General features: G+C 68.9%; 21 protein-coding genes and 1 pseudogene. 11 read left to right on the plus strand and 11 right to left on the minus strand.

Features of this window, described 5'->3' with window-relative positions:
• Positions 1-113 precede the first annotated feature (113 nt).
• Together IRT45_RS29435 and IRT45_RS29440 are read left to right on the plus strand one after the other, a co-directional pair.
• Entirely contained in the window at positions 114-2,804 is a 2,691-nt protein-coding gene (locus IRT45_RS29435; RefSeq protein ID WP_194809087.1) for a hypothetical protein, read from the plus strand.
• A gap of 205 nt (positions 2,805-3,009) precedes the next feature.
• Positions 3,010-4,053: a fused (3R)-hydroxyacyl-ACP dehydratase subunits HadA/HadB gene (locus IRT45_RS29440; RefSeq protein ID WP_194809088.1), complete on the plus strand. Its 1,044-nt coding sequence runs from the start codon at positions 3,010-3,012 to the stop codon at positions 4,051-4,053.
• 9 nt (positions 4,054-4,062) lie between these two features.
• Here the strand turns inward: IRT45_RS29440 and IRT45_RS29445 are convergent, their stop codons facing one another.
• The 3 genes from IRT45_RS29445 to fbaA form a co-directional block, all read right to left on the minus strand.
• Positions 4,063-5,550 carry a DUF4185 domain-containing protein gene (locus IRT45_RS29445; RefSeq protein ID WP_194809089.1) on the minus strand — a complete coding sequence of 496 codons (1,488 nt, stop codon included), beginning with the start codon at positions 5,548-5,550 and terminating at the stop codon, positions 4,063-4,065.
• A gap of 133 nt (positions 5,551-5,683) precedes the next feature.
• The gene (locus IRT45_RS29450) at positions 5,684-6,841 is read right to left on the minus strand and encodes a BTAD domain-containing putative transcriptional regulator (RefSeq protein ID WP_309241207.1); all 1,158 of its coding nucleotides are present in this window, start codon (positions 6,839-6,841) and stop codon (positions 5,684-5,686) included.
• Between the two features lie 165 nt (positions 6,842-7,006).
• The gene (gene fbaA / locus IRT45_RS29455) at positions 7,007-8,044 is read right to left on the minus strand and encodes a class II fructose-bisphosphate aldolase (RefSeq protein ID WP_194809091.1); all 1,038 of its coding nucleotides are present in this window, start codon (positions 8,042-8,044) and stop codon (positions 7,007-7,009) included.
• Between the two features lie 309 nt (positions 8,045-8,353).
• Here fbaA and IRT45_RS29460 point away from each other — a divergent pair, with 309 nt between their 5' ends.
• Entirely contained in the window at positions 8,354-9,007 is a 654-nt protein-coding gene (locus IRT45_RS29460) for a DedA family protein (protein ID WP_194809101.1), read from the plus strand.
• A 32-nt stretch (positions 9,008-9,039) separates the two neighbouring features.
• Positions 9,040-9,675 (plus strand): annotated as a pseudogene (locus tag IRT45_RS29465) (DedA family protein); the annotation flags it as partial.
• 216 nt (positions 9,676-9,891) lie between these two features.
• On the opposite strand, the gene IRT45_RS29470 reads toward IRT45_RS29465, so the two are convergent.
• Positions 9,892-11,088, minus strand: a complete 1,197-nt coding sequence (locus tag IRT45_RS29470) for a glycoside hydrolase family 76 protein (RefSeq protein WP_194809092.1) — start codon at positions 11,086-11,088, stop codon at positions 9,892-9,894.
• Between the two features lie 100 nt (positions 11,089-11,188).
• Positions 11,189-12,178 (minus strand): YafY family protein, encoded by a 990-nt coding sequence (locus tag IRT45_RS29475; RefSeq protein ID WP_228535446.1) that lies wholly within the window; start codon positions 12,176-12,178, stop codon positions 11,189-11,191.
• 60 nt (positions 12,179-12,238) lie between these two features.
• Here IRT45_RS29475 and IRT45_RS38100 point away from each other — a divergent pair, with 60 nt between their 5' ends.
• Together IRT45_RS38100 and IRT45_RS38105 are read left to right on the plus strand one after the other, a co-directional pair.
• A complete protein-coding gene (locus tag IRT45_RS38100) occupies positions 12,239-12,967 on the plus strand; it encodes a hypothetical protein (protein WP_375540166.1) in 729 nt (242 codons plus the stop codon).
• A gap of 57 nt (positions 12,968-13,024) precedes the next feature.
• Positions 13,025-14,467, plus strand: a complete 1,443-nt coding sequence (locus tag IRT45_RS38105; RefSeq protein ID WP_375540167.1) for a hypothetical protein — start codon at positions 13,025-13,027, stop codon at positions 14,465-14,467.
• On the opposite strand, the gene IRT45_RS29485 is transcribed toward IRT45_RS38105, so the two are convergent.
• Positions 14,468-15,172 carry a TrmH family RNA methyltransferase gene (locus IRT45_RS29485; RefSeq protein ID WP_194809093.1) on the minus strand — a complete coding sequence of 235 codons (705 nt, stop codon included), beginning with the start codon at positions 15,170-15,172 and terminating at the stop codon, positions 14,468-14,470. It abuts the gene before it with no gap.
• A 107-nt stretch (positions 15,173-15,279) separates the two neighbouring features.
• Between IRT45_RS29485 and IRT45_RS29490 the strand changes: the two genes are divergently transcribed.
• The 5 genes from IRT45_RS29490 to IRT45_RS29510 all read left to right on the plus strand — a co-directional run bounded on the left by IRT45_RS29490 (position 15,280) and on the right by IRT45_RS29510 (position 18,611).
• Entirely contained in the window at positions 15,280-16,677 is a 1,398-nt protein-coding gene (locus tag IRT45_RS29490; RefSeq protein ID WP_228535448.1) for a sensor domain-containing protein, read from the plus strand.
• Positions 16,674-17,357, plus strand: coding sequence for a response regulator transcription factor (locus IRT45_RS29495; RefSeq protein ID WP_194809094.1), 684 nt, complete (start codon positions 16,674-16,676; stop codon positions 17,355-17,357). The genes IRT45_RS29490 and IRT45_RS29495 overlap by 4 nt, the downstream gene beginning before the upstream one ends.
• Positions 17,358-17,418: 61 nt before the next feature.
• Positions 17,419-17,685: a Uma2 family endonuclease gene (locus tag IRT45_RS37595; RefSeq protein WP_194809095.1), complete on the plus strand. Its 267-nt coding sequence runs from the start codon at positions 17,419-17,421 to the stop codon at positions 17,683-17,685.
• Complete coding sequence (locus tag IRT45_RS37225; protein WP_194809096.1) at positions 17,682-17,990, plus strand: Uma2 family endonuclease; 309 nt, start codon at positions 17,682-17,684, stop codon at positions 17,988-17,990. Before IRT45_RS37595 ends, IRT45_RS37225 begins: the two co-directional genes overlap by 4 nt.
• 174 nt (positions 17,991-18,164) lie before the next feature.
• On the plus strand, positions 18,165-18,611 hold the full coding sequence (locus tag IRT45_RS29510) for a hypothetical protein (RefSeq protein WP_036506520.1): 447 nt from the start codon (positions 18,165-18,167) through the stop codon (positions 18,609-18,611).
• A gap of 28 nt (positions 18,612-18,639) precedes the next feature.
• Here IRT45_RS29510 and IRT45_RS29515 read toward each other — a convergent pair whose 3' ends face one another.
• The 5 genes from IRT45_RS29515 to IRT45_RS37230 all read right to left on the minus strand — a co-directional run bounded on the left by IRT45_RS29515 (position 18,640) and on the right by IRT45_RS37230 (position 23,414).
• The gene (locus tag IRT45_RS29515) at positions 18,640-19,440 is read right to left on the minus strand and encodes a lysoplasmalogenase (RefSeq protein WP_194809097.1); all 801 of its coding nucleotides are present in this window, start codon (positions 19,438-19,440) and stop codon (positions 18,640-18,642) included.
• Positions 19,441-19,502: 62 nt separating this feature from the next.
• Positions 19,503-20,561 carry a beta-ketoacyl-ACP synthase III gene (locus IRT45_RS29520; protein ID WP_194809098.1) on the minus strand — a complete coding sequence of 353 codons (1,059 nt, stop codon included), beginning with the start codon at positions 20,559-20,561 and terminating at the stop codon, positions 19,503-19,505.
• 69 nt (positions 20,562-20,630) lie between these two features.
• A complete protein-coding gene (gene pyrE, locus IRT45_RS29525; RefSeq protein ID WP_036506528.1) occupies positions 20,631-21,176 on the minus strand; it encodes an orotate phosphoribosyltransferase in 546 nt (181 codons plus the stop codon).
• A gap of 6 nt (positions 21,177-21,182) precedes the next feature.
• A complete protein-coding gene (locus IRT45_RS29530) occupies positions 21,183-22,001 on the minus strand; it encodes an SDR family oxidoreductase (RefSeq protein WP_194809099.1) in 819 nt (272 codons plus the stop codon).
• 69 nt (positions 22,002-22,070) lie between these two features.
• A complete protein-coding gene (locus IRT45_RS37230; protein ID WP_228535450.1) occupies positions 22,071-23,414 on the minus strand; it encodes a hypothetical protein in 1,344 nt (447 codons plus the stop codon).
• Positions 23,415-23,525: the final 111 nt, after the last annotated feature.

A 23,525-nucleotide genomic window follows, 5' to 3' on the forward strand; every position in this document is an offset into this window, starting at 1 on the left:
AGCCCTTATATGGTTGCGCGTCTGCCGCCTCCTACGCGCCCCGACCCCATTAGGCTGGCCGTCTGAGACCGACAGTCGACGACCGACAGCCGATAGTGAGCAAGGGGTAGCGCGTGTCCGACCCGAACGACGACCAGAAGCCGCACCAGGGCGCCTCCGGCGACCGCCCGCGTCAGGCTGCATCCGGTGCGGGTCCGGACGGTCCGGCGACGCCCGGCGGTAAGGGTGGCCCCACTCCCGGCCGCGAACCGGACTCCGGCGCCGCGGACCGTACCCAGCGCATCTCCCGGGATCAACTGCCCGGCGCCGCCCCCACCGCGCCCATGCCGTCACCGTCGGCGCAAACCCAGGTCATTCGCGCGCCGGGGGCGAAGAACGCTGCCGGACAGGCGAATTCCGGCGCCGGCGACAAGTCCGGCGCGGGCGCTCCCGGCGCGGAATCCGGCGGTTCCGGTACCGCCGGTTCCGGCAAGCCGGCCGTCGGTGCGCCCGGCTCGAAGGCGAGCGACGGGGGCGAGCCGGCCGGTGCCGAGAAGGGCGCCGCCGGAAAGGCGGGCACCGCGCCGAGCGACGCGGCGGCGGGCGACGCGGAGACGGTCGCCATCCCCAGGCGCACGGAGTCCGGCAAGAAGACCGAGGAACCCGGCAAGGCTCCCACCTCGGAGGACTCCGGCAAATCCGACGCCGCGACCGGCACTGCCGGAGCTGCCGCCACGAACGGCCCGGCGACGACGAAGGGCCCGGCCGCCGCACCCGATGCCGAGCGCATCGCGAAGGGTGCGAAGGGTGCGAGTGCCGCGAAGCCTGCGGGCGTCACGGAGACTGAGGGCGTCGCCGAGACTGGGAGCGTCACGGAGACTGGGAGCGCCGCGAAGGCCGGTGGCGCCGCAGGTGCCGCGGCCGGGCAGGGCGTCGCCGATGCCGCGCGCGCCGCCGCACCGGGATCGAAGGCGCCGAACGCCGCCGCGAACGAGAACGGCGACGGCACCGACGAGTCGAAAACCGTTGCCTTGCCCAAGATTTCGTCCGGCAAGGGTGGCGAGAAGACCGCGAAGTCCGGCCCGGCGCAGCAATCCGGCGGCGCGAACGGCGGTCGGGGCGGCACCGCGCCGGACCCGAAAGCCGAAGCGTCACAGGACGTTCCCGCGATATCGAACCCGTCCGACGACGCCACGACGATCCTGCCCATTCAGAAGCCCGATCCGGCGGTCACCGAGAAGCTTCGTGCCACCCCGCCGGGAGCCGGGCAGAGTGACCCGAAGCGCCCTGGGGCACAAAGTGGTCCGGGCGGTGAGCCGGGCGCGCCCGGCGCTCCGGGATCGCGAGGGCCCGCAGCCGGCGGACCGGGACCGAACGCCCGCATCGGCGGGCCGGCCGCCGCGGCCGGTGCCGCGGGGCTAGGCGCAGCCGCTGCCGGTGCCCAGCGCGGCCCCACAGCCGGCGCACCGGGGCAGGGCCGGACGAGCGGTCCCGGCGGTCCGGGGCAAGGTCCGGCGGGCGGGCCCGGTCAGGCCCAGCAGAATCCCGCGGGCGGAGCAGGAAAGCAGGGCGCGGCCGGCGGCCCCGGCGGGCCGGGGCAGGGTCCGGGCGGCCCGGGACAGCGAGTCAGTGGCGGTCCGGGCGGACCGGGACAAGGTTCGGGCGGCCCGGGACAGCAGGTCGGAGCAGGTCCGGGCGGACCCGGACAGCAGGGACCTGCCGGTGGCCCCGGTACGCAGGGCCGTGGACAGGGTCCCCAGCGTCCCGGCGGACCGAACCCGCAGGGACCGGGTTCTCAGGGGCCAGGTGCACAGGGCCCAGGCGCAAAGGGTCCAGGCGTGCAGGGCACGGGCACACAAGGCCAGAACGGGCAAGGCCCAGGTGCCCAAGGCCCAGGCGCACCGGGTCCGAACGTGCAAGGCGCGAACGCACAGGGTCCGAAAGCCGCAGGTGGACAGGGGCCGAAGGGTCCGGGCGCCCAAGGCCCGGGCGGGCCCGGACCGCAGGGACAGGGTGCGCCGGGGCCTCAGGGTCCGGGCGGGCACGGCCCAGGGGCCCCCGGACAGCGTCCGGGCGGGCCGGGGATGTCCGGAGCAGCCGCAGCGCTCGGCGCACAGGGCCTGAAAGGTCCTGCGGCGCAAGGTGATCAAACCCCGCGCCCCGGAGGCGCGCCGTCACCTGCCGACACCAAGATGACCGCGCCGGCACTGTCCGCGCAGTCGAACGGTCCGGGCGCACCGGGTGGGCCGAACCAGCCGGGCGGCCCGGGGCAATCGGGTACGCCGAACCAGCCGGGTGGACCACAGCCGGTTCCCCCGCGCCCCGTGGCACAACCGCAGCGTGTTCCGGCGGCGGAACCGGATGCGGCGCCGGGTCAGGCTGCGCGCAGTAAGCGCTGGCTGTTGCTCGCCGGCGGTGCGGTCGTGGTGGTGATCGTCGCGATCGTGGCGGTGGTCGCCCTGGCCACCGGCGGTTCCGACAATTCCCCGGAGGCACAGGTCAAGGGCGCGGTCAACAGCTACACCAATGCGCTGGCGTCGGGGAACCTGAGCCAGCTGCAGTCCGCGACGTGCGGCAAACTGCACGACTTCTACCAGAACATCGCACCCGATCAGTACGCCGGCGTGCACAAGCTGGCGGTGGATCAGAAGAAGATCCCGAAGGTCGCGGGTGTGGACGGCGTCCAGATCACCGGGGACAAGGCCGTCGCTCAGGTCGACATCTACACCGATGCCGATCCCAGCCGCTCGACCGCCCGTACCTTCGATCTGCAGCAGACCGACGGCGGCTGGAAGGTGTGCGATCCCGCCGGCGCCGCGCAGTAGCCGCGCCGGAGTCGATGACGTGCGTCACCTCGCCGTCACATCGCGCCGTGTGCCGGCGATGCACATCACAGACACCTGGTCAGCGGTCCGGTACGCCGATAGCATGGCCCGGATTGTCACGCCGCCGACCCTCTACTGATCCGTTCCGGGGTGGTCGACCGGTGCTGTCGTTTACGCAGTAGGAATCGAGCAGGGAGCAAGGGACATGCCGGAGCTGGCACCCGACGCGCCGGCATCCACGGCACTGGCCGGTCGGCACTACCGGATTCGGGACCGCTACGAGGTGGGCAGGGAGAAGGTCCGCGAATTCGCGCGGGCCGTGCAGAACCATCACCCCGCCCACCACTTCGAGGCCGACGCCGCCAAGCTCGGCTGGAATGCCGTCGTCGCGCCGCCGACCTTCGCCTCGGTGCTCGGCATGGCGACCACGCAGGCCCTGCTCGGCAGCGTGCTCAGCCGATACGACCTGTCGCAGATCCTGCAGACCGATCAGGTGTTCCACATCCACCGCCCGATCCTGGCCGGCGACGTCCTGCGCAGCGAGGCGGAGATCGAATCGATCCGCCATTTGCGCGGGAACGATTTCATCACCGTGAAGGCCACCGTTCTCGATGCCGAGGACGCCGTCGTCCAGGTGGGTATCACCACGATCGTGGCGCGTCTGGGCGCCGAGGTCGACACCGATATCGTGCGATTGGTCGACGGTGTGGTCATGCATCGCCGGGAAGTCGGCGCGACCACTCCCGAGGTGCTGATCCCGATCGCCACCGAGGAGGCCACCCCCGAACCCTCGCGCGCCGACTCGCGCAGAGACGTCACCGTCGACACCCAGCCGAATTTCGACGATCTCGCGGTCGGCGACCGGTTGCCCACGGCGACGATGCGACTGACCCGCGGCGATCTGGTCAACTACGCCGGTGTGGCGGGGGACCCCAACCCGATCCATTTCAGCGATCGCGCCGCCGAGCTGGCCGGTCTGCCCACCGTGGTCGCGCACGGCATGCTCACGATGGGTCTGGGTGCGCACTATCTGACCTCGTGGCTAGGTGATCCGGGAGCGATCGAAAGCTACAGCGTGCGTTTCTCCGGATACGTTCCGGTGGAACGTTTTTCGCCGGCGTCGATCGAGTTCTCCGCCAGGATCAAGTCCCTGGACCCGCAGCGCCGGGTCGCGACGATTCTGCTGAGCGCCACCTCCGCGGGCAAGAAGCTTTTCGGTCGCGCGCTGGCCGAGGTCCAGTTGTCCTGATCCCGCGCGTCAGTCCAGCCGGGCGTGCATCAGGTAGACGTTGTAGTCGCTCCAGGTGCTGATGGTGAAGTAGAGATCCGACGACGTCGACCACGGATGGATGAATCCGCCGTAGAGTTCGGGATATTCGGCCGAGACGGGCACCAGCGGCGAACTCGGCGACCACACCCCCTGCGGTGCATTCGATTCCCGCACCACGACCGCGGCCTTCGCGGTGTCGAGATAGCTCATCTGCCAGACACCGCGAGCGCTGTCGTAGCGCACCGACAGTTCACCGACCGGCCCGTCGACGATCGGCGTGGCGGACGCGGCGCCGCCGACCGGGGTCCAGTTTCCGTCGCGCCAGTACTGATAGGCCGAGGTGTCGAGCACCTGATCCTTCGGCACCCGGGCGAGGCCGACGGCGCCGAGCCGCGTATTCGGTGTGCCGAACAGGTAGACGTAGTCGCCCTGCGGAACCATCGCCGACACCTGGAAATTCGCGAGCCCGAAGATGTTGTCCCAGTGCGCGTGCGGATCCTTGGTCCAGGTCTGCCCGTGGTCGTCGGAATACGCGATGCCGCCGTAGTTGGTGTAGAAGGTACCGGGCAGGCTGTTCCAGGTCCGAATCGACATGTAGCTCATGAACTGCCGGGTGTCGTCGGCCGAACCTCGGTGCGGCAGAGCGAAACCGGAGGTCGGGATCGTGGTGATCTCGATATTGTCCTGCTTGCGACTGGTGAGCACCTCGGCGGCGTGGCAGCGGTCGTCGGCGACCATGCGGTCGATGATCATGCCCCGGTCCAGGTCGCGATTCGTGCTGAACGCGAGCAGATTGCTGCGCCAATCCTCACCCATCCCGCCCGGCGGATGGAAGTCGTGACCGACGGTGTCGCCGAAGGCCGTCGCTATCTCCCCCGGCCCGCTCTCCCACATGATGCCCAGGTCGGTGCCGGCGACCTGCCAGCGCTTGTCGGTGCGGTTCACCGAATTCGCGCCGGTCTCCTTGGCCACCTCGCGAACCCGGCTCACCTTCGGCGCCGGCAGCGCGGCCACCACCGGACCCGGTTCGGTCGGCGGCGCGGCTCGCGGCGGCGCGGGCGGCGCGGGTTCGGGCGAGGGGCCGGGCGGCAGTGCGAAATAGAACGGCTTCGGCTTCAGTAGCACCTCCGGCACACCGAGCCGGTTCAGCAGACCGGGCGGAGGCGGCGGACCGTCGGTCAGGTCCGGGCACGGGCTGACGCACGGATCGACCGGCAGATCCACGCTCGTGCGGGTCGCAATCGCGGGCGGCGGTGCCTGATCGACGGTCACCACCGGATACGGAATCGGCACCTCGAGCTTCTTCGGCACCACCGGCTCGTGCACCGGAGCGGGGTCGGTGGCACACGGCCCGGCGCCGGGAACGGTTGCCGCCGAACCTGTCCCGGGTTCGGCGACGGCAGACCCGGGCAGCCCGACCAGCAGTCCGGCGCCCAGCAGCACCACCGCGACCGAAGCCGGTACGCGCACACGCATCAGCAACCACCCCTCGCCGACCGACGATTTCCCCTACCCGCGACCTCGTCCCGCGGGCGGCACGCGCCGACCCTACCCGGGCGATGCCGCGCCACGGCGGTTATCGCGCACTCGCGGGTGTGTTCGGCGCGGCCTATTCGGTCTCGGCCTCGAAACTCAGCACCGTCGAACCGATCCGGATGAGTTCCCCGCCGAACAGCATGGTGCCGCTGTCGACGACCTCGTCGTCGACGTAGATGCCGTTGGCCGAGGCCAGATCCTTGATCAGCATCCCGGCCCGGCTGGGCAGGACGTGCGCGTGATAACGGCTGACCTTCGGATCGTCGAGGATCAGATCGTTGTCGGTCATGCGGCCGATCTTCAAGCCGCCCTTGGCGATCGGCACCACCCGGCCGTCCGCCAGCCGCAGCCGTCCGGCGCGGGCGCTGCGCGGGGTTTCGGTGACGGTTTCGGTCATCGCCTTGGCCATCCGCTCGACCTGAGCGATGGCCAGCGTGTTGAGCGGTTCCTGCCGCAGGACGCGCTTCTCCAACTCGGCCAGCGCCGGGCCGGGATCGATGCCGAGTTCGTCGGCGAGTACCGCACGCACCCTGCGGCAGGCCTCCAGCGCGTCGGCCTGGCGGCCGGACAGATACAGCGCGGTGATGAGCTGGACCCACAGCGGTTCCCGCATCGGGTGCTCGTTCGTCATCGCCACCAGTTCGCCGACCACCGACGAGGCTCGGCCACAAGCGATTTCGGCATCGATGCGGGCGGAGGCGACGAGCAGGCGTTCCTCGTCCATCGCGGTGGCGAAGGTGTCGGCGAAGCGGGTGCCGGACAGATCGTCGAGGGCCTTGCCGCTCCACTGTTCCAGCGCCGCACCGTACAACCGCGACGCGCCCTCATGGTCGCCCGCCGCGGCGGCCTCGATCGCGGCCTTGTGGGCGGCCTCGAATCGGCCCAGATCGCACTCGTCATCGGTGATTTCGAGCCGGTAGCCGGAGGATTCGGTGCGCAGCACCGCGGCCGAGTCGACTCCCGAATTACGCAGCGCCTTACGGATATTGGAGACGAAGACCTGCAGGCTCGCCTGATAGGAGTCCGGCGGTTCCTCGTTCCAGACGATATCGGCCAGCGCCTGCGACGAGACCGCACGCCGCCGGTTGACCGCCAGGGCGGCCAGCAGCGCCCGCGGTTTGGGTCCGCCCACCGCAACGGCGGCGCCGCCGACCGAGAGTTGTACGGGACCGAGTACGCGGACGTCGAGACGGCTGGGCGGAACAGGTTGGGGGCCGGTCGGATCGCTCACCGGTCTCGTTCCTCGCGTCGGCCGGATACCCGGCACAGTGCCCATCTGCTCACGGAGATGATCATCCCGTGCCGCTGGCGAATGAGACAACCCGTCACCACGGCGGCCGCGAATGCCGAGGGTGCGCCGCCCACCGGGCGACGCACCCTCGTTCCGCTTCCGGAACTACTTCGCGCTGACCGACTTACCGGCCGAACGCAGGTCGTTGCAGGCTTCGATGACCCGCTCGGCCATCGATGTCTCGGCCTTCTTCAGGTAGCTGCGCGGGTCGTAGGTCTTCTTGTTGCCGACCTCACCGTCGATCTTCAGCACACCGTCGTAGTTGCTGAACATGTGCGCCGCGATCGGACGGGTGAAGGCGTACTGGGTGTCGGTGTCGACGTTCATCTTCACCACCCCGTACTTCAGCGAGTCGTCGATCTCCGACTTCAGCGAACCCGAGCCGCCGTGGAAGACGAAGTCGAACGGCTTGGCGCCGTCGCCCAGGCCGAGCTTGGCCGCGGCCACGCGCTGCCCCTCAGCCAGCACCTCGGGCTTGAGCACCACATTGCCCGGCTTGTAGACGCCGTGCACATTGCCGAAGGTGGCGGCGAGCAGATACTTGCCGTTCTCACCGGCGCCCAGGGCGTCGATGGTCTTGGCGAAGTCCTCGGACGAGGTGTAGAGCTTCTCGTTGATCTCGGCCTCGACGCCGTCCTCTTCGCCGCCGACCACGCCGATCTCGACCTCGAGAATGATGTTCGCCGCGGCCGCCTGCTTCAGCAGTTCCTTGGCGATCTCGAGGTTCTCGTCGATCGGGATGGCCGAGCCGTCCCACATGTGGGACTGGAACAGCGGGTTCTGCCCGGCCTTCACCCGCTCCTGCGAGATGGCCAGCAGCGGACGCACGAAACCGTCCAGCTTGTCCTTGGGGCAGTGGTCGGTGTGCAGCGCGATCGTCACGTCGTACTTGGCTGCCACCACATGAGCGAACTCCGCCAGCGCGACCGCACCGGTGACCATGTCCTTCACGCCCTGGCCGGAACCGAATTCGGCCCCGCCGGTGGAGAACTGGATGATGCCGTCACTGCCGGCCTCGGCGAACCCGCGGATGGCCGCGTTGATGGTCTCCGAGGAGGTGCAGTTGATCGCGGGGAACGCGAAGGAGTTCTCTTTGGCCCGACCGAGCATCTCGGCGTAGACCTCCGGAGTCGCGATGGGCACTGAGTGACCTCCGTATGTGTGCTGCGAACAACAATTCTGTCAGCCCATACCCTAAGTTCATGGCCCGTTGTCGCGAAAGGCGGGATGGGGTCGGGCGCGCTTGCGGCGGACTTGCCGGGCCGGGCGCGCACCCGCGTCGACCGCCGGGAGCGGTCCGAAACTCGGTTGACCGAAATTCGCCAACGCCTGAGAGGTTCCCATGAGGTTCGGTGAGATCGCGCGGTGACCGGTACTGTGGGGCCCGTGACCACGCTGGCCATCACGAACACTCTCGCCGACGGATTCTCCGTCCACAAGCTGCTCGACCCCATGTATCTGCTGACCGATACCTGGATGTCGAATGCGGTGCTGCCTGCCATCCTGGTCATCGTCTTCATCGAGACAGGGCTGCTGTTCCCGATCCTGCCGGGCGATTCGCTGCTGTTCACCGGTGGCCTGCTCGCGGCGCTCGAACATCCGCCGGTATCGATCTGGGTGCTCGTTCCGGCGGTGGCCGTGACCGCGATCGCCGGCGATCAGTGCGCCTACTGGATCGGCCGGGCCATCGGGCCGACGCTGTTCCACAAGGAGGACGGGCGCTTCTTCAAACAGCGCTACATCACCGAGACGCACGCCTTCTTCGAGAAGTACGGTCCGAAGACGATCATCCTGGCGCGATTCGTGCCGATCGTGCGGACCTTCATGCCGGTGCTCGCGGGCGTGTCGAAAATGGATTACCGCAAATTCCTCACGTTCGACATCATCGGTGGCATTCTGTGGGCCGGCGGCATCACGGTCCTCGGGTACTTCCTGGGGAACGTCGGGTTCATTCGCGATCACGTCGAGGCCATCTTCCTGCTGATCGTGTTCGTCTCGATCCTGCCCGCCATCATCTCCGTGGCGAAGAAGCTGCGTAACCACGAGCCGGTGCTCGAGATCGAGGAGCCCACGATGTCCGTACCGACGAACGAACCCACGCACTGACACCATTGCCTGCTACGCCGTTACCCCTTGCACTGGGCGGATTCGATCCGCTGCAGTCCGCCGGGCCGGCACTCGTCTGGACCGTCGTCCTGGTCTTCGTCTTCCTCGAGTGCGCGGTGATCATCGGCCTGTTCCTGCCCGGCGATTCGATGCTGCTGACCGCGGGCATCATCTTCGCCTCCCACGAGACGGGGCATACACAGGTATGGGCGTTGGTGGTGGCGACCATGCTGGCGGCCATCGCCGGTAATCAGGTGGGGTATGTGATCGGCACCCGCACCGGCCATCGCCTGATAGCCCGCAAGAACGGCAGATACGTCAACGCCGAGAATCTGGCCCGGGTATCGGATCTGCTGCATCGGCACGGGTTCGCGGCGGTGCTCATCGCGCGCTGGATTCCGTGGGTGCGCACACTGTGCCCGCTGGTCGCCGGTGCGGCCGGAATGGACCATCGCCGCTATACCGTGGCCAGTTCGATCGGCGCGGTGATCTGGGCGCCGATTCTGCTGCTGCTCGGCTACTACACCGGCGGCTACCTGAACAAGGTGTCCTGGCTGATGCCGACCGTGAGCGGCTCGCTGGTCGTGGTGCTGATCATCGGCACGGTGATCGGGCTGCGGCAGTACCGGGCGGAGATGTCGCGGCCGGCCGAGGACTTCGATGTGGACCTCGAGGCCCACGACGGCCAGACCTTCGACGCCGAGGGCTTGGACCGGCAGGCTTTCGATTCGGATGCCCTGGACACGCTGCCGCTCGAGATCCGGGCCGCCGACTATCCGGACACCGTGCCGCTGCGCACCGTCCGCCCCGAGCGCGCGGCCACCGCGGCGCCCGCGCGCATCGTGTGGACCGATCCCCGGCACTGACCGGACGGACGGGCGGCGTCAGAGTCCGGCGGCCGTCACCGCCTGCGCGGCCTCCATCAACATCCATCCCGACAGCTGCACCGACAGATCCCGTTCCGGTGTCCGCGACGACGTGACCGAACCACCCGAGGTCGACCGTCCGGCGCCGGCGGTGCCGCCCGGCAGCCGTGCCGGTTCGTTCCAGTCGTGGCCGAACAGCGGATCGCCCTCGACCTCGAGCCGGCGGTCCCAGGCCGCGCGGGCCGACGCTTTCACGATCGCGGCCGCCGAGCGACGGACCGATCGTTGCGCCATCTCGTCCCCGGGCAGCATGATCGCCACCAGCGCGAGATACCGGGCCAGAATCCCGTTGAACAGACCGCCGTCGCCCCCGCCCCCGCCGGTGACGACATTCCGTTCCGTCATGTGGTCCTCGACCGCGCGGAGCAGTAGCTGCACACGTTCCAGGTGACGAGCATCTCCGGTCCGGACGGCCAGTTCGGTTTCCAGTCCGAGGACCACGCCCTGGCAGTAGCTGAACGTCGGCCGTTCGATCCGGCCCGAGGGCAGGTGGATTCCGTCGAGGATCAAGCCCGTTTCCGGATCGCGCAGCGTGGCATCGATCCAACCGGCGATCTGCGCGGCGCGCTCGTGATGCCCGAGGCGCGCGAGGGCGATGGCGGCCGGGCCGTTGGCGGGTGCGTTGAAATAGTCGGCGCCCTTACGCCACGGCACCGCACCGATCTCCGGCTGCCACCCCGCCATGAGCTGCTGCTCCAGCGCGATCAGCCCGCCGCGCACCTCGGTGAGGCCCCGCATGCGTTCGGCCCGCTCCAGAGCGAGTGCGAGCCACGCCATATCGTCGTAATAGTTGTTGGTCCAGCCGGTGATGTTGCGCAGCCGGAGCGCATGCGCGACGGCGGCGATGCGCGCGGTGCGGGCCGGGGTGGGCTCTCGGTTGGCGGCGTCGACCGCACAGTCGATCAGATGGGCCTGCCACCAGTAGTTCCAGCTGAGAAACAGCCGCTCCCCCCGGGTGGCGGGCCAGCCGACCATGCCCAGCTCGACCCCCGGCAGCAGCCACAACCGCCGCAGATGCCGGGACACGATCGCCGACTCGGCCGCATCGGCTCGCTGTGCCCAGATCTCGGCGCCCGGCTCGGCAGCGGAATCGACTCGTGCGCGCCCCCGCCGCAGATGCGGACGCGGTTGCACGTCGTCGCTCCGCGAGTTCATGGGTACATCGTGCCAGTCCGAGCCCCGATTTCGCGCCCGATTTGTTACGCGATCGACTCGTGTCCGCGACGTGCCGAACCGGCCCGGCGGCCACGGCGCGTCAAACCGGTCCCGCGGCATCGGCCGCGCGGTCCAAACGTGCTGCGAGAGCGCGGGATCGGTCACGGAACGCGTGCGGCTCCTCGATCACGAAATCGGCGTCGAGGAAGGCGAGGTTGAGCACCAGCCATTCGAACGAATCCACCCACGTGGTGATCCGGCAGCGCTGCGGTCCGCGCGACTCGATATCGCAGTCCTGAAATTTCAGGATGTCGGCGACCGCCGCGGCGGGAGCGGCGACGGTGACGACCGCGCGATGCCGGCCGGCCGTGAGCTCGCGCCGCAGATAGCCCGCGGCCGTCTCGGCCGGTAGCGGTCGCGGCTCGAAAGATGTTCCGGTGGCGGCGATATCGGCGATCCGATCCAGGCGGAAGGTGCGCCAATCCCCGCGGTCGCGGTCCCAGGCCAGCAGGTACCAGCGCAGATGCTGATACACCTGCCGATACGGTTCGACCCGGCGCCGGGCAACGGCGCCGGTGCGGGTGCGGTAGTCGACGACGAGGTGTTCGTGGTCGGCCGCGGCCTTGGCCACGAGCGCCAGCACCGCCGCGTCGACTGCGGGCGCCGCCACCGCTGCCGTCTCCACCGTCGCCCGCACCGCGTTCGCCCGGCCGCGCAAGCGCTTCGGCAGCAATTGGTCGATCTTGCCGAAGGCGCGCAGGGCGGCGGCACCGATATCCGACGAGCCCTGGTGCTCCCCCTGGCTTGGCGGTTCCGACGTCGCCGCGAGCATGCCGAGGGCGACGACCGTGGCGATCGCCTCGTCGTCGTCGAAGACCAGCGGCGGGAGGATGCGACCGGCGGTGAGCTGGTAGAAGCCGCCCGGACCGGGCTGGGTGGTGACCGGATAGCCGTATTCGCGCAGCCGCTCGACATCGCGGCGGACCGTGCGCGGACTGGTCTCCAGGCGGGCGGCCAGTTCGGCGCCGGTGTAGCGGCGGCCGGTCTGCAGATAGGCGAGCAGATCGAGCAGGCGGCGAGTGGCGCTCATGACTCCATCCTCCGCGAATTGCGGTCACGAGTTGTCCACATCTGTCCCTAGCGTCGGGATATGACTTCGATCCGCATTCGCGCAGCGCGCACCAACAACCTGAGAAGTGTGGATATCGACGTGCCGCGGGGCCGGCTGGTGGTGTTCGCCGGGGTCTCCGGTTCGGGCAAATCGTCGCTGGTTTTCGACACCATCGCGGCCGAGGCGGGGTACCAGGTGAACGAGAGCTATCCGCCGTTCGTGCGCAATCGGCTGCCGCGGTGGACGCGACCCGAGGTGGACTTGATCGATGGGCTCTCGCCGGTGGTGGTGATCGATCAGAAGCGGCTCGGCGGCAATGCCCGTTCGACGGTCGGCACCATCACCGACGCGTACACCTATCTGCGCCTGTTGTTTTCGCGGATCGGGCAGCCGTACGTCGGGGAATCCAATCACTTCTCGTTCAACGATCCGGCCGGAATGTGCCCGGCTTGTTCCGGTCTCGGCGAAACCCTCGTTCCCGATATGGAGCAGGTGCTCGACCCCGATCTCTCGCTGGAACAGGGCGCGATCCGGTTGCCCGGCTTCGCCGCCGGCCAGTACTGGTACCGCCGCTACGCCGAACTCGGGGCCTTCGATCCGACGGTGCCGCTGCGCGACTGGACACCCGCCGAACGCGAAGCACTACTGCACGGCGGGCCACCCGCCGCTGCCCTGCGACCACGTCCGCCGAAGGACTACGAAGGGGTGATCGAACTGTTCGAGCGGGTGTACATGCACACCTCCGACAACCTCTCCGAACGCAAATAGGCTGTGCTGCAACGATTCACCCGATCCGGGCCGTGTCCGGAATGCGATGGGCAACGGTTGAATCCGGCGGCCCGCTCGGCGCGGGTACTCGACCGCACCATCGTCGAGATGAGCCGGATGGAGATCGGTGAACTCGCCGAGCTGATCACCGGGGTGCGCGCCCCCGACATGGTTTCGGTGGTGTCCGCGCTGCACGAGCGGCTTCGTGCCCTCGCGCACATCGGCCTCGGCTACCTGTCGCTGTCGCGTCCGACGACGACACTGTCCGGCGGAGAATCACAGCGCATCAAGACCGTTCGCCATCTCGGCAGCAGCCTCACCGAAATGCTGTACGTCTTCGACGAACCCACCGTCGGATTGCATCCGCACGATGTGCGGCCGATGACCGAACTGCTGAAATCGTTGCGGGACAAGGGCAACAGCGTTCTGGTGGTCGAACACGATCCGGATGTGATGCGGGTCGCCGACCATATCGTCGAGGTCGGTCCGGGAGCCGGAGCCGAGGGCGGACGGATCGTGTTCACCGGTGACTTCGAGCGGTTGACGACCACGGACACACCTACCGGGCAGGCGTTGCGGATCCGGCGCACCGGCCGCACACCGCGGGTGCCGACCGGAAAACTGCGCATCGACAACGCGACTCGCAACAATCTGCGCGACATCTCGATCGACATCGCGACCGGTGTGCTGACCGTCCTCACCGGCGTCGCCGGTTCGGGTAAGTCGAGTCTGGCCGCGGAACTGGTGCAGCGGCATCCGGCGACCGTGGTGGACCAGCGTCCGGTCGGCACCAATCGACGGTCCACGCCGCTCACCTACGCCGGCATCGCCGGCGTGGTGCGCACCCTGTTCGCGAAACGAAACGGGGTGAGCGCCGCGCTGTTCAGCGCGAACTCCGAGGGCGGCTGCCCGGTGTGCGAAGGCGCCGGCGTGATCTACACCGATCTGGCGTTCATGGACGGTCAGGAAACGGTGTGCTCGGCGTGCCACGGTCGCCGGTTCACCGATCGGGTGCTCGGTTACACCGTCGACGGCCTGACCATCGCCGATATCGACGATCTGACCGTCGCGCAGGCCATCCGGCGACTGCCCGCCATCGCGCGCGGCCTGCGGCATCTCGACGAGGTCGGACTCGGTTATCTGCGGCTCGGGCAGTCGCTGACCACGCTGTCCGGTGGGGAATGCCAGCGGCTGAAGATCGCCAAGGAACTCGCGCGTGGTGACCGGCACACCCTCTACGTCCTGGACGAGCCGACCACCGGGTTGCATCTGCGCGATATCGATACCCTGATCCAGCTGTTCGACCATCTGATCGACCGGGGCAACACCGTGGTCGTCATCGAACACAACCTCGACGTGGTCCGCGCGGCCGATCGGGTGATCGACCTCGGACCGGGGCCCGGCCGGCACGGCGGCCGGATCGTCTTCCAGGGAACCCCGGACGATCTGCTGAGCTGCCGCGAATCCGCGACGGCCGCGGCACTGCGTGAATCGCGATGATCACCAGGAACGGTCGAGGTCGGCGTGCTGGGTTATCCACGCGTGCATGGCGATGCCGGCCGCGACACCCGCGTTGATACTGCGGGTCGAGCCGAACTGCGCGATCGACACCGTCATGACCGCGGCCCGTTTGGCGGCCTCGGTGACGCCCGGTCCCTCCTGACCGAACAGGAGCAGGCAATCACGCGGCAGCGCAGCGGTTTCCAGCGGCACCGATCCGGGCACGTTGTCGACGGCCACCACGGTGAGATGCTCGCGCTCGGCGAACTCCAGCAGTTCGGCGATATCGCTGTGATGCACGATGTGCTGGTACCGGTCGGTCACCATCGCGCCGCGGCGATTCCAGCGGCGGCGCCCGACGATGTGCACCGCCGCGGCGGCGAAGGCGTTCGCGGTGCGCACCACCGTGCCGATATTGGCGTCGTGCCCGAAATTCTCGATCGCGATGTGAAACGGATGACGGCGGGTGTCGATATCGGCGACGATCGCCTCCCGCGACCAGTACCGGTAGGCGTCGACGACGTTGCGGCGGTCGCCGTGCGCGAGCAGTTCCGGATCGAGGCGCGGATCGCCGGGCGGCTCGGTACCGAATTCGTCGCGCCACGGGCCGACGCCGTGCGGATGTTCACCCCACTCGGTCGGGCCCGGCACGTCGCCGTCCGATGGATCGGGCAGCGGCTGGAGCGGGTGATTCACGCCGGTCATCGTAGCCGCGCCCGGTACCGTCGGATCCGATGGTGGTGCTGTCCACACCGTCGATCCGCCGGTCTGCTCCCTCGTCCCGCGGATCGTTGCCGACCAGCATGGAAGCTATGACCGAGACACTCGCCGAACCGACGCTCGTCCTCGACCGTCCGGACTCGCGCCCTACCGCCGGATCGGTGCTGCGGGCGATCCTGCGCGCCCCGTTCGAGGCACGGACCTGGAAAGAGCTGACCTACCTGGTCGTCGCCGCGATCCTGGGCTGCCTGGTGCTGGTCTATCTGTTCGCCGGCTACGGCGCGGGACTCTACAGTTCGATCCTGATCATCGGCGCTCCCCTGCTGGCCGGGGTGCTGCTGGGTGGCCGGATCTGGGGACGGATCTACCGCGCGGTGGGTGCGGCGCTACTGACCGCCGATCTGCCGGCCCCGCCGGATTTCGCCGCCCGGCCCGGATTGGTGGGCTGGTTCCGCGGCGTCTTCACCGATCGCACCGCGTGGCGGGCGCTGGTCTTCCTGGTGGCCGAGGCGATTCTCGGGGTGTTCGTCGGATATGTGGTGCTGACCGTGATCGCGGTGACGGTCTTCACCGCGATCTCCCCCGTTCCGTGGGCCGTTTTTCACCCTGTCAATGTGGATCCGCAAGGGCGCGAACATCATTCGCTCGCGCAATTCGGCGACTACTACGTCGACACCTGGCCGCGGGTGCTCGGTCTCGCGGCGGTGGGGATCATCGGCTGCTTCCTGCTGCCGTGGCTCGTGCGCGCGGTGTGCTGGGCGCATCGCGCACTGATGCTGACGCTGCTGACACCGACCGCCCGCGATCGGCGGATGGTCGAACTGCAGGAGAGCCGGCGCGTCGCGGTCGAGGATTCCGCGGCGACGCTGCGCCGGCTGGAACGCGATCTGCACGACGGCACCCAGGCACGGCTGGTGAGTATCGCGATGACGCTGGGCCGGGCCGAGGAACGGCTCGCCGCGGGCGCCGATCCGGCCGCGCTCATCGCCGATGCCCGCGCGAGCTCGAAGGATGCCATCGCCGAGCTGCGGGAACTGGTGCGCGGCATCCATCCCCCGGCGCTCGAACTGGGACTGGAACCGGCGCTGGAGACGCTGACCGCACGGTGCGCCGTACCGGTCGAACTGCGCGTCCACCTGCCGCAGCGCCCCAGTCCGGCGATCGAGGCGATCGCGTACTTCTCGGTCGCGGAACTGCTCACCAATGTGGTGAAACATTCGGGGGCGAATGCGGCGTGGGTGTCGGTCGCGCCGTCGGGTGCGGCCACGATGATGGTGAGTGTGCGCGACAACGGTCACGGCGGGGTGCGGCAGCCCGGTCCGGTCGCCCGGGAATCCGAGGCCGACGCACCGACCGAGCGGCTGGTCAGCGGCGGCCTGTCCGGTCTGGCCGCGCGGGCGCGGGCCGTCGACGGCAATCTGAGCATCGACAGCCCGGTCGGCGGGCCCACGAACATCACCGTCACCCTGCCGATCGCGGGGCCGCAATGAGCACGGCCGAGGTCGGGTCCGATCGTCACGCCGAGGCGCTGCGCATCGTGATCGCCGAGGACAGCGCGATCCTGCGGGACGGTCTGGCCGGGCTGCTCACCGATCGCGGGCACGAGATCGTGGCGATGGTCGGCGATGCGATCCGGTTGAGCGAGATCGTGGCCGAGACCCGCCCCGACGTCGCGGTGGTCGATGTGCGGATGCCGCCCTCGTTCACCGACGAAGGTCTGCTCGCCGCCATCGAACTGCGCCGCACATTCCCCGGCACCGGCGTCCTCGTCTTCTCCCAATGGGTCGAAACCCGTTACGCCACCGAACTTCTGGCCGGCGGCGCGGGCGGTGTCGGTTACCTCCTCAAGGACCGGGTGGCCGACGTCCGCGAATTCGTCGACGCCCTGCAGCGCGTCGCCACCGGCGGCACCGCGCTGGACCCCGAGGTGGTGAGCCAGCTGTTCGGCGCTGCCCGGCAACAGGATTCGCTCGCCCGCCTCACCCCGCGCGAACGCGAAGTCCTGGAACTGATGGCCCAGGGCCTCACCAACGCCTCCATCGCCACCACCCTCACCGTGACCGAACGCGCGGTGGAAAAACACATCGGCAACATCTTCCTGAAGTTGGACCTGCCCCCGTCGGACACCCACCACCGCCGGGTGATGGCCGTGCTGCGCCTGCGCGGATAGCGCGGCAGCCGTTCCGTCGTGAGAAAGTTGCCACGCCAGCCACCACACCGGAGGTCGTACCGTGTTGTCACAGTTCCCCGACCGTTTGCTCACGCTGACCGACTGGAATGCTCTCCCCGAGGACAACGCCAGGTACTACGAACTGGTCGACGGCGTCGTGGTGGCGGTCCCTCGGCCACCGGGACGTCATCAGCAGGCGGTATGGCGTCTCGCCGACCAACTCGAACCGCAGCTACCGCATGCCTATTGCGTGGTCGCCCAGGCCGAACTGGTGATCACTCCGGGGCCGGTCCCGACGGTCCGGGTCCCCGACCTGATGGGGCGGTGAAGGTCGCGGCGGTCGCCGCCGACATCCCGAGAGCCATCGGTGACGACGTCTCGATCACGGTCGAAATCCTGTCCCCCGGCACCCGCCGAACGGATCGAGTCGCCAAATTCGCCGAGTACGCCGAGGCCGGGATCGAGCACTACTGGCTCGTCGACCTCGACGCGACGCCCACCCTCACCGCCTACCGCCTGGACAGTGGCCGCTACGAACTGGTCGCCGAAGATCAGTCCGAGGTTCGCATCGACGTGACCGGCACTCTCGTCACCCTCGATCTACCCGCGCTGACCGGATCCATTTCCCACTAGTCGCGACAAATGACAGGCCGTACTTGCGGCGGGGCCGCAGCGCGACCTCACGCGATGAGCTGGGGACCGTCTCGGCCGGTTGGCCGAAACGTGTCTGTCCGTTATGTGCTATCCGGGCCGGGTGGGAGGGGTGGGGCTTATTCTTGAGGTATCCGCGGGGTGGTGGAGGCGGTTATGGACCACGTACGCATTCTTCGGACCGTGCTCGGGGTGACGGTCGGGTATGTGATTGTGCTCGGGCTGTGGCTGGGGTGGGTGCATCAGCACACGCCGCCGGGGACCGAGCCGTATCAGATCATGGCGTTGGTGGGGGCGTTCGGATCGTGTGTGGGGATCGGGATGCTGCTGGCGCAGCGGCCGACGCGGTCGGATCGGCGGCTGCTGCGGCACGGACTGGAGGGGTGGGCGACCATCGAGCGCGTGCATCCGCTGCAGTACACCGATCACCATACGGAACTGACCGAACTCGATCTGGAGCTGACCGTGCCCGGTTCGGAAACCTATCGGGGCACGGTCGTTTTCGATGTGGCGCCGATCGACCGGCCGAGAATGCATGTGGGCGAGACGATTTCGATCCGGGTGGACCCGGCCGATCGCGATCGGATCATGCTCTGCCTGTGAGCCGCGCGGCGTGCGATCGCGATGCGGCTCAGTCGAAGTCGGCCGGCGCGGTGAGCAGATACTGGGCGCCGGCATAGGTCGCGAGGATGACGGCTTCACTCGCCCGGCGAGAGCGGGACGTGCGCGCGAACAGCCGACGCAGCACGATCAGGCCGTCGGAGAGCGTGAACAACAAGGCGCCCAGGGCCAGCCGGCTGCGCGGATCGCTTCCCGGAACCACGGTTCCGGCAACGACTTTCGCACCGGGAGCCAGGACCGGGTCCGAGGCGAGGGTCGCCGCCGTACCCAGCGTCGCACCGTAGGCGGTCAGCGGCGCGGCGATGCGAGGCGCGCGCGCCCGCAACAGCGTGGCGGCGCCGAGCCACGCGAACACCCGCGGCGCCGCGACCATCGGATGCGGCCGCGCACCGCGTCGCCACCACAGCGCCGAATATCCGCACTGCATGACCGCGAAGGCGGACGCGCCCGCGACCAGCCGGCGGTCGTCGTCGGGGTCGATCAGAAGGATGTCGCCGACGGTGGCCGCCGCCAGAGACCCGAGCAGGAGAGCCCGGTCGGATCGCGACTGTCCCCGGTCATCCGTCGCGCGAGCAGGCTCGGCGTCGCCACGGCCGGCCGACTCGGAGCCGCGCTCGCCCCCTCGTGCGTCCGCCTCACCAGCGGAGACCTCACCAACGCTCGACGCGCGCCCCGCGTGCACCGCGTCGGCCGCCAGCAGGGGCATGAGCAGCGGCTTCGTCGCCCACTGCCACCGGTCCCGCCCGGTGGCCGCGCCGAGGACGGTGACCACCGCGGCACCCACGTACGCAGCCCGGAACGGTCGCGCCATTCGGAATCTCCTCATCAAGCCACGACGACGGTGGACCGGTGCGACGATCGCGACCGGCCTGCTCAGAAACTGGGTTCGATCGGCTTGGGCGGGAGGGTGACCACCTGTCCGGCGTAGCTGAGCCCGGCGCCGAAGCCGAGCAGCAGGGCCAGCTGCCCACCCTTGGCCTTACCTGTCACCAGCATCTCCTCCATGGCCAGGGGGATGGACGCGGCGGAGGTGTTACCCGTGTTCTCGATGTCGTTGGCCATCGGGATGTCGTCGGCGAGGCCGAGGTTCTTCTTCATCAGCTCGTTGATGCGGGCATTGGCCTGGTGCGGCACGAAGACCTCGATATCCTCCTTGGCCACGCCCGACACCTCCAGCGCGGTCGACAGGGCGCGGGGCAGAGTGACCGCGGCCCAGCGGAACACCCGCGGCCCCTCCATCCGCAGCGCCATCCGGCCCACCGGCTCCACCTCGGGGTCGGTGCCCTGCAGTCGCTCGGCCCGGTCCATGTAGTCGAAGAAGTTGACGTCCTGGGAGATCGCCTCGGCACTCTCCCCGTCGCTGCCCCACACCGTCGGGGAGATGCCGTTGACGTCGCTGGGGCCGACCACGACGGCGCCGGCACCGTCGCCGAAGATCATGGCGGTGCCGCGGTCGGTCGGGTCGAGGCCGACCGTCATCGTTTCCGCGCCGATGACCAGCACGTATTCGGCGGAACCGGCCCGGATCAGGTCGGCCGCCACACCGAGGGCGTAGCCGAAGCCGCCGCAACCGGAGGTGAGGTCGAAGGCCGGGATGCCGTTCATCCCCAGATCGAAGGCCACCGAGGGTGCGCCGTGCGGGGTGAGCTTGAGCCAGCTGGAGGTGGCGAGGATCAGCGCGCTGATCTTGGTGCGGTCGATACCGCTGTTGGTGATCGCCCGCTCACCGGCGGCCGCCGACATGGAGCGCAGGGTCTCGTCGCCGCTGATCCAGCGACGATTGCGGATGCCGGTCCGCTCGAAGATCCACTCCGGGGTGGAGTCGAGGACCTCGCAGACGTCGGCGTTGCTGACGATACGTTTCGGCCGGTATGCCCCGATGCCGAGCATCGCAACGTTGTTGCGACCCTCGTTCACTGCAATGCTCACCACAGGAGACTCACTCGACCCTTCACACTGTCGGACATAAGACCAGCGTCCAGGCTAACCCAGGCCGGAATGTCACCCCAGAGCCAGATCCTTCAGGCCCAGAATGGAGCGATACTCCAGTCCCTCCGCGGCAATCACCTGGTCGGCGCCGGTCTCGCGATCGACGACGGTGGCCACGCCGACCACGGTCGCACCGGCCTCACGCAGCGCCCGGACCGCGGTCAGCGGCGAATTGCCGGTGGTCGTGGTGTCCTCGACGACCAGCACCCGCTTACCGGAGATCTCCGGCCCCTCGATCTGCCGCTGCATGCCGTGCGTCTTGGCGGCCTTGCGCACCACGAACGCGTTCAGCGGGCGGCCGGGGGCGTGCAGCATCGCCAGCGCCACCGGATCCGCGCCCATGGTGAGCCCGCCGACGGCGTCGAATTCCCAGTCCGACACCAACTCTCGCAGCAAAGTGCCGATCAGCGGCGCCGCCTGATGATGCAGGGTCGCCCGGCGCAGATCGACGTAGTAGTCGGCCTCCTTACCGGAGGACAGGGTCACCCGGCCGTACACGACGGCGAGCTCCCGGACCAGCTCGGCCAATCTGTCGCGGTCGGTGGTGGATTCGATCATGTGGGTTTATGTCCTTCCCCGTGCGTTGAACATGCCTCGGTTGAGCCGGGTCACCAGATTCCGCGGGATCAGCCCGGCGACGGTGGTGAGCGCCTTGTACTGCACTCCGGGCACGCTGATCACCCGGTCCTTCTCCAGATCCTGCAGCGAACCGGACACCACCTGCTCGACGTCGAGCCACAGGGGTTTCGGTAGCGACGACATCTCGATTCCGGCGCGCTCGTGAAATTCCGTGTGCACGAATCCCGGGCACAGCGCCTGCACCCGGACCCCGGTTCCGGCCAGTCCGCCGGCCAGACCCTCGGTCAAGGATATGACGTAGGCCTTGGAGGCCGAATAGGTCGAGCCGCGGCCCGGTACCAGCCCGGCCACACTGGCGACATTGACCACCGAACCTTTGGCGGCGGCGATCATCGGCGGCAGTGCGGCACGCGTCAATTGCAGCACCGCGGTGACATTGACATCCAGTTGGGCCTGCAATTCCCGCGGGTCCACGGTCCAGAACTCACCCGAGATACCGAAGCCGGCGTTGTTGACCAGGAAGTCCACGCCCGCACCGAGCCGGTCGGCGACGGTATCGCGGTCTTGCGGCCGGGCCAGATCCGCGGCCAGGACCTCGCTACGGGTATCGAAGCGGTGCCGCAATTCCACGGCGAGGGCGGTCAGTCGTTGCTCGTCGCGCGCCACCAGCACCAGGTCGTAGCCGAGGGAGGCCAGCCGGGTGGCGTAGCCCTGGCCGATACCGGAGGTCGGTCCGGTCACCAGGGCGACCGGACGGGTGGCGCCGGGGAGGCGGGCCCCCGAATCTGCGGGGCTATCGGTCATGGGTCGTCAACCACCTAGTGTCGGGCGGATAATCCCGGCGCCCGGACACCGGTTCGCGAACCGGACCGGTCACCGCGGTGCGGGGCCCTGATAGGGACGGAACCCCGGATGGAACGGACCGCCCGGACGCTGCGGCAGCTCGTCCTCGGCGGGCGGTTCGTCGAAATCCTCTGCGGCCGGGTCGCTTTCCTCGCCCTCGACGAATTCCTCGGCGGGCGGCCAGTTGCGGCGGACCCGGTTGCGGGGATCCGGCACCACCGCGAGCGCCGGGCGGCGCGGCGGCTGTTGCTCGGCCTCACCCGCGAGATCGCCGACCGGCGGGGCGATCACGCCGCCCTCGCGGTCCACCGCATCCGATGCCGGACGCTCGCCGGAGTCACGCGGGTCGCCGGGCCGCGGACCGGCCGGTGCGTCGGTGCCGCCGCGCCGAGTGTCCGCGCGGTCGATGCCGTCCACCTCGTCGGGCGCGAAACGGCCCTGGCCGCCGCGTATTTCGCCGTCCCGGGGGCGGGGTGCGCGCTCGTCGCGGAAATCCTGGTCACCGAACCGGTCGTCACCGAACCGGTCGTCTCGACCGTGCTCGTCCTCGAACCGGTCCTCGAATTCGTCGTCGAAACGCTCGAACCGGTCGCCGCGGCGCTCGTCGTAGTCGTCGAAGTCGTCGCCGCGGGCCGGGGCGATCGCCTCGTCGCGGTAGCGGTCGCGGAAACCCCGATCGGGTTCGCCCGGTTCGTCGGCGGCGTTCGGACGCGCACGACCGGGATCGTGCTGATCGGATTCCAGACGGCCGCGGTCGCCACCGGCAACCGGCGGCAGCACGTGCAGCAGACCCGAGAGCCGCAGCACGGAGTCGATCGCGGCTTCCCAATCCTTGGCCGCGGTGCCGACCGGCAGCATGCCGAGCGTCCAGTTGCCCTCACTCCACAACTGCTGCACGGTCGCCGGCAGCGTTTCGATGAAGTGGACCATCCGCTGGTCGACGGCGTGGCGAGCGACGTCCGGATTGGTCGCGAAGACCACGCGGTCGCCGATCGCGCCGAGCAGTTCCAGATCGGCGTCCTTGGGCGGGGAGGCGGTTTTGAGGCGCAGGTCGATATCGATGTCCGAGCCGATCTGGCGGCGCACGGCGACCAGCGTCGCGGCATCCTCCAGATCGAACAGAACGAACTTCTCGCCCTTGCGATTACCGGAGACCACATCGATCGCGGACAGATACCCCAGTTTGGCCATCGCGCCCCGCCGCCATGTCGATGCCAGCGAAGGTTCGACCGAAACGTAGGTATATCCCTGGGATTTGGCCCAGACCTGCCGTACGTGTCCGGTCCGCTGCCGCTGCACGCGATCGAAATACAGCAATACGATCGCACCCACCAGTGCGATCGCCGCGAGGCCGAACCAGATTGCTGCTGTCATCGCCCCCGAGTCTAGTAGGTACGCCCTCGATTGCTCGCCCCGCACGAGCTGTGTTACCGGCGCCGTATCGAACAGAGGCATACATCTACGAGCCGTACACCTTGGTGGGTC

Source organism: Nocardia sp. BSTN01, from assembly GCF_015354405.1.
Classification (GTDB): Bacteria; Actinomycetota; Actinomycetes; order Mycobacteriales; family Mycobacteriaceae; genus Nocardia.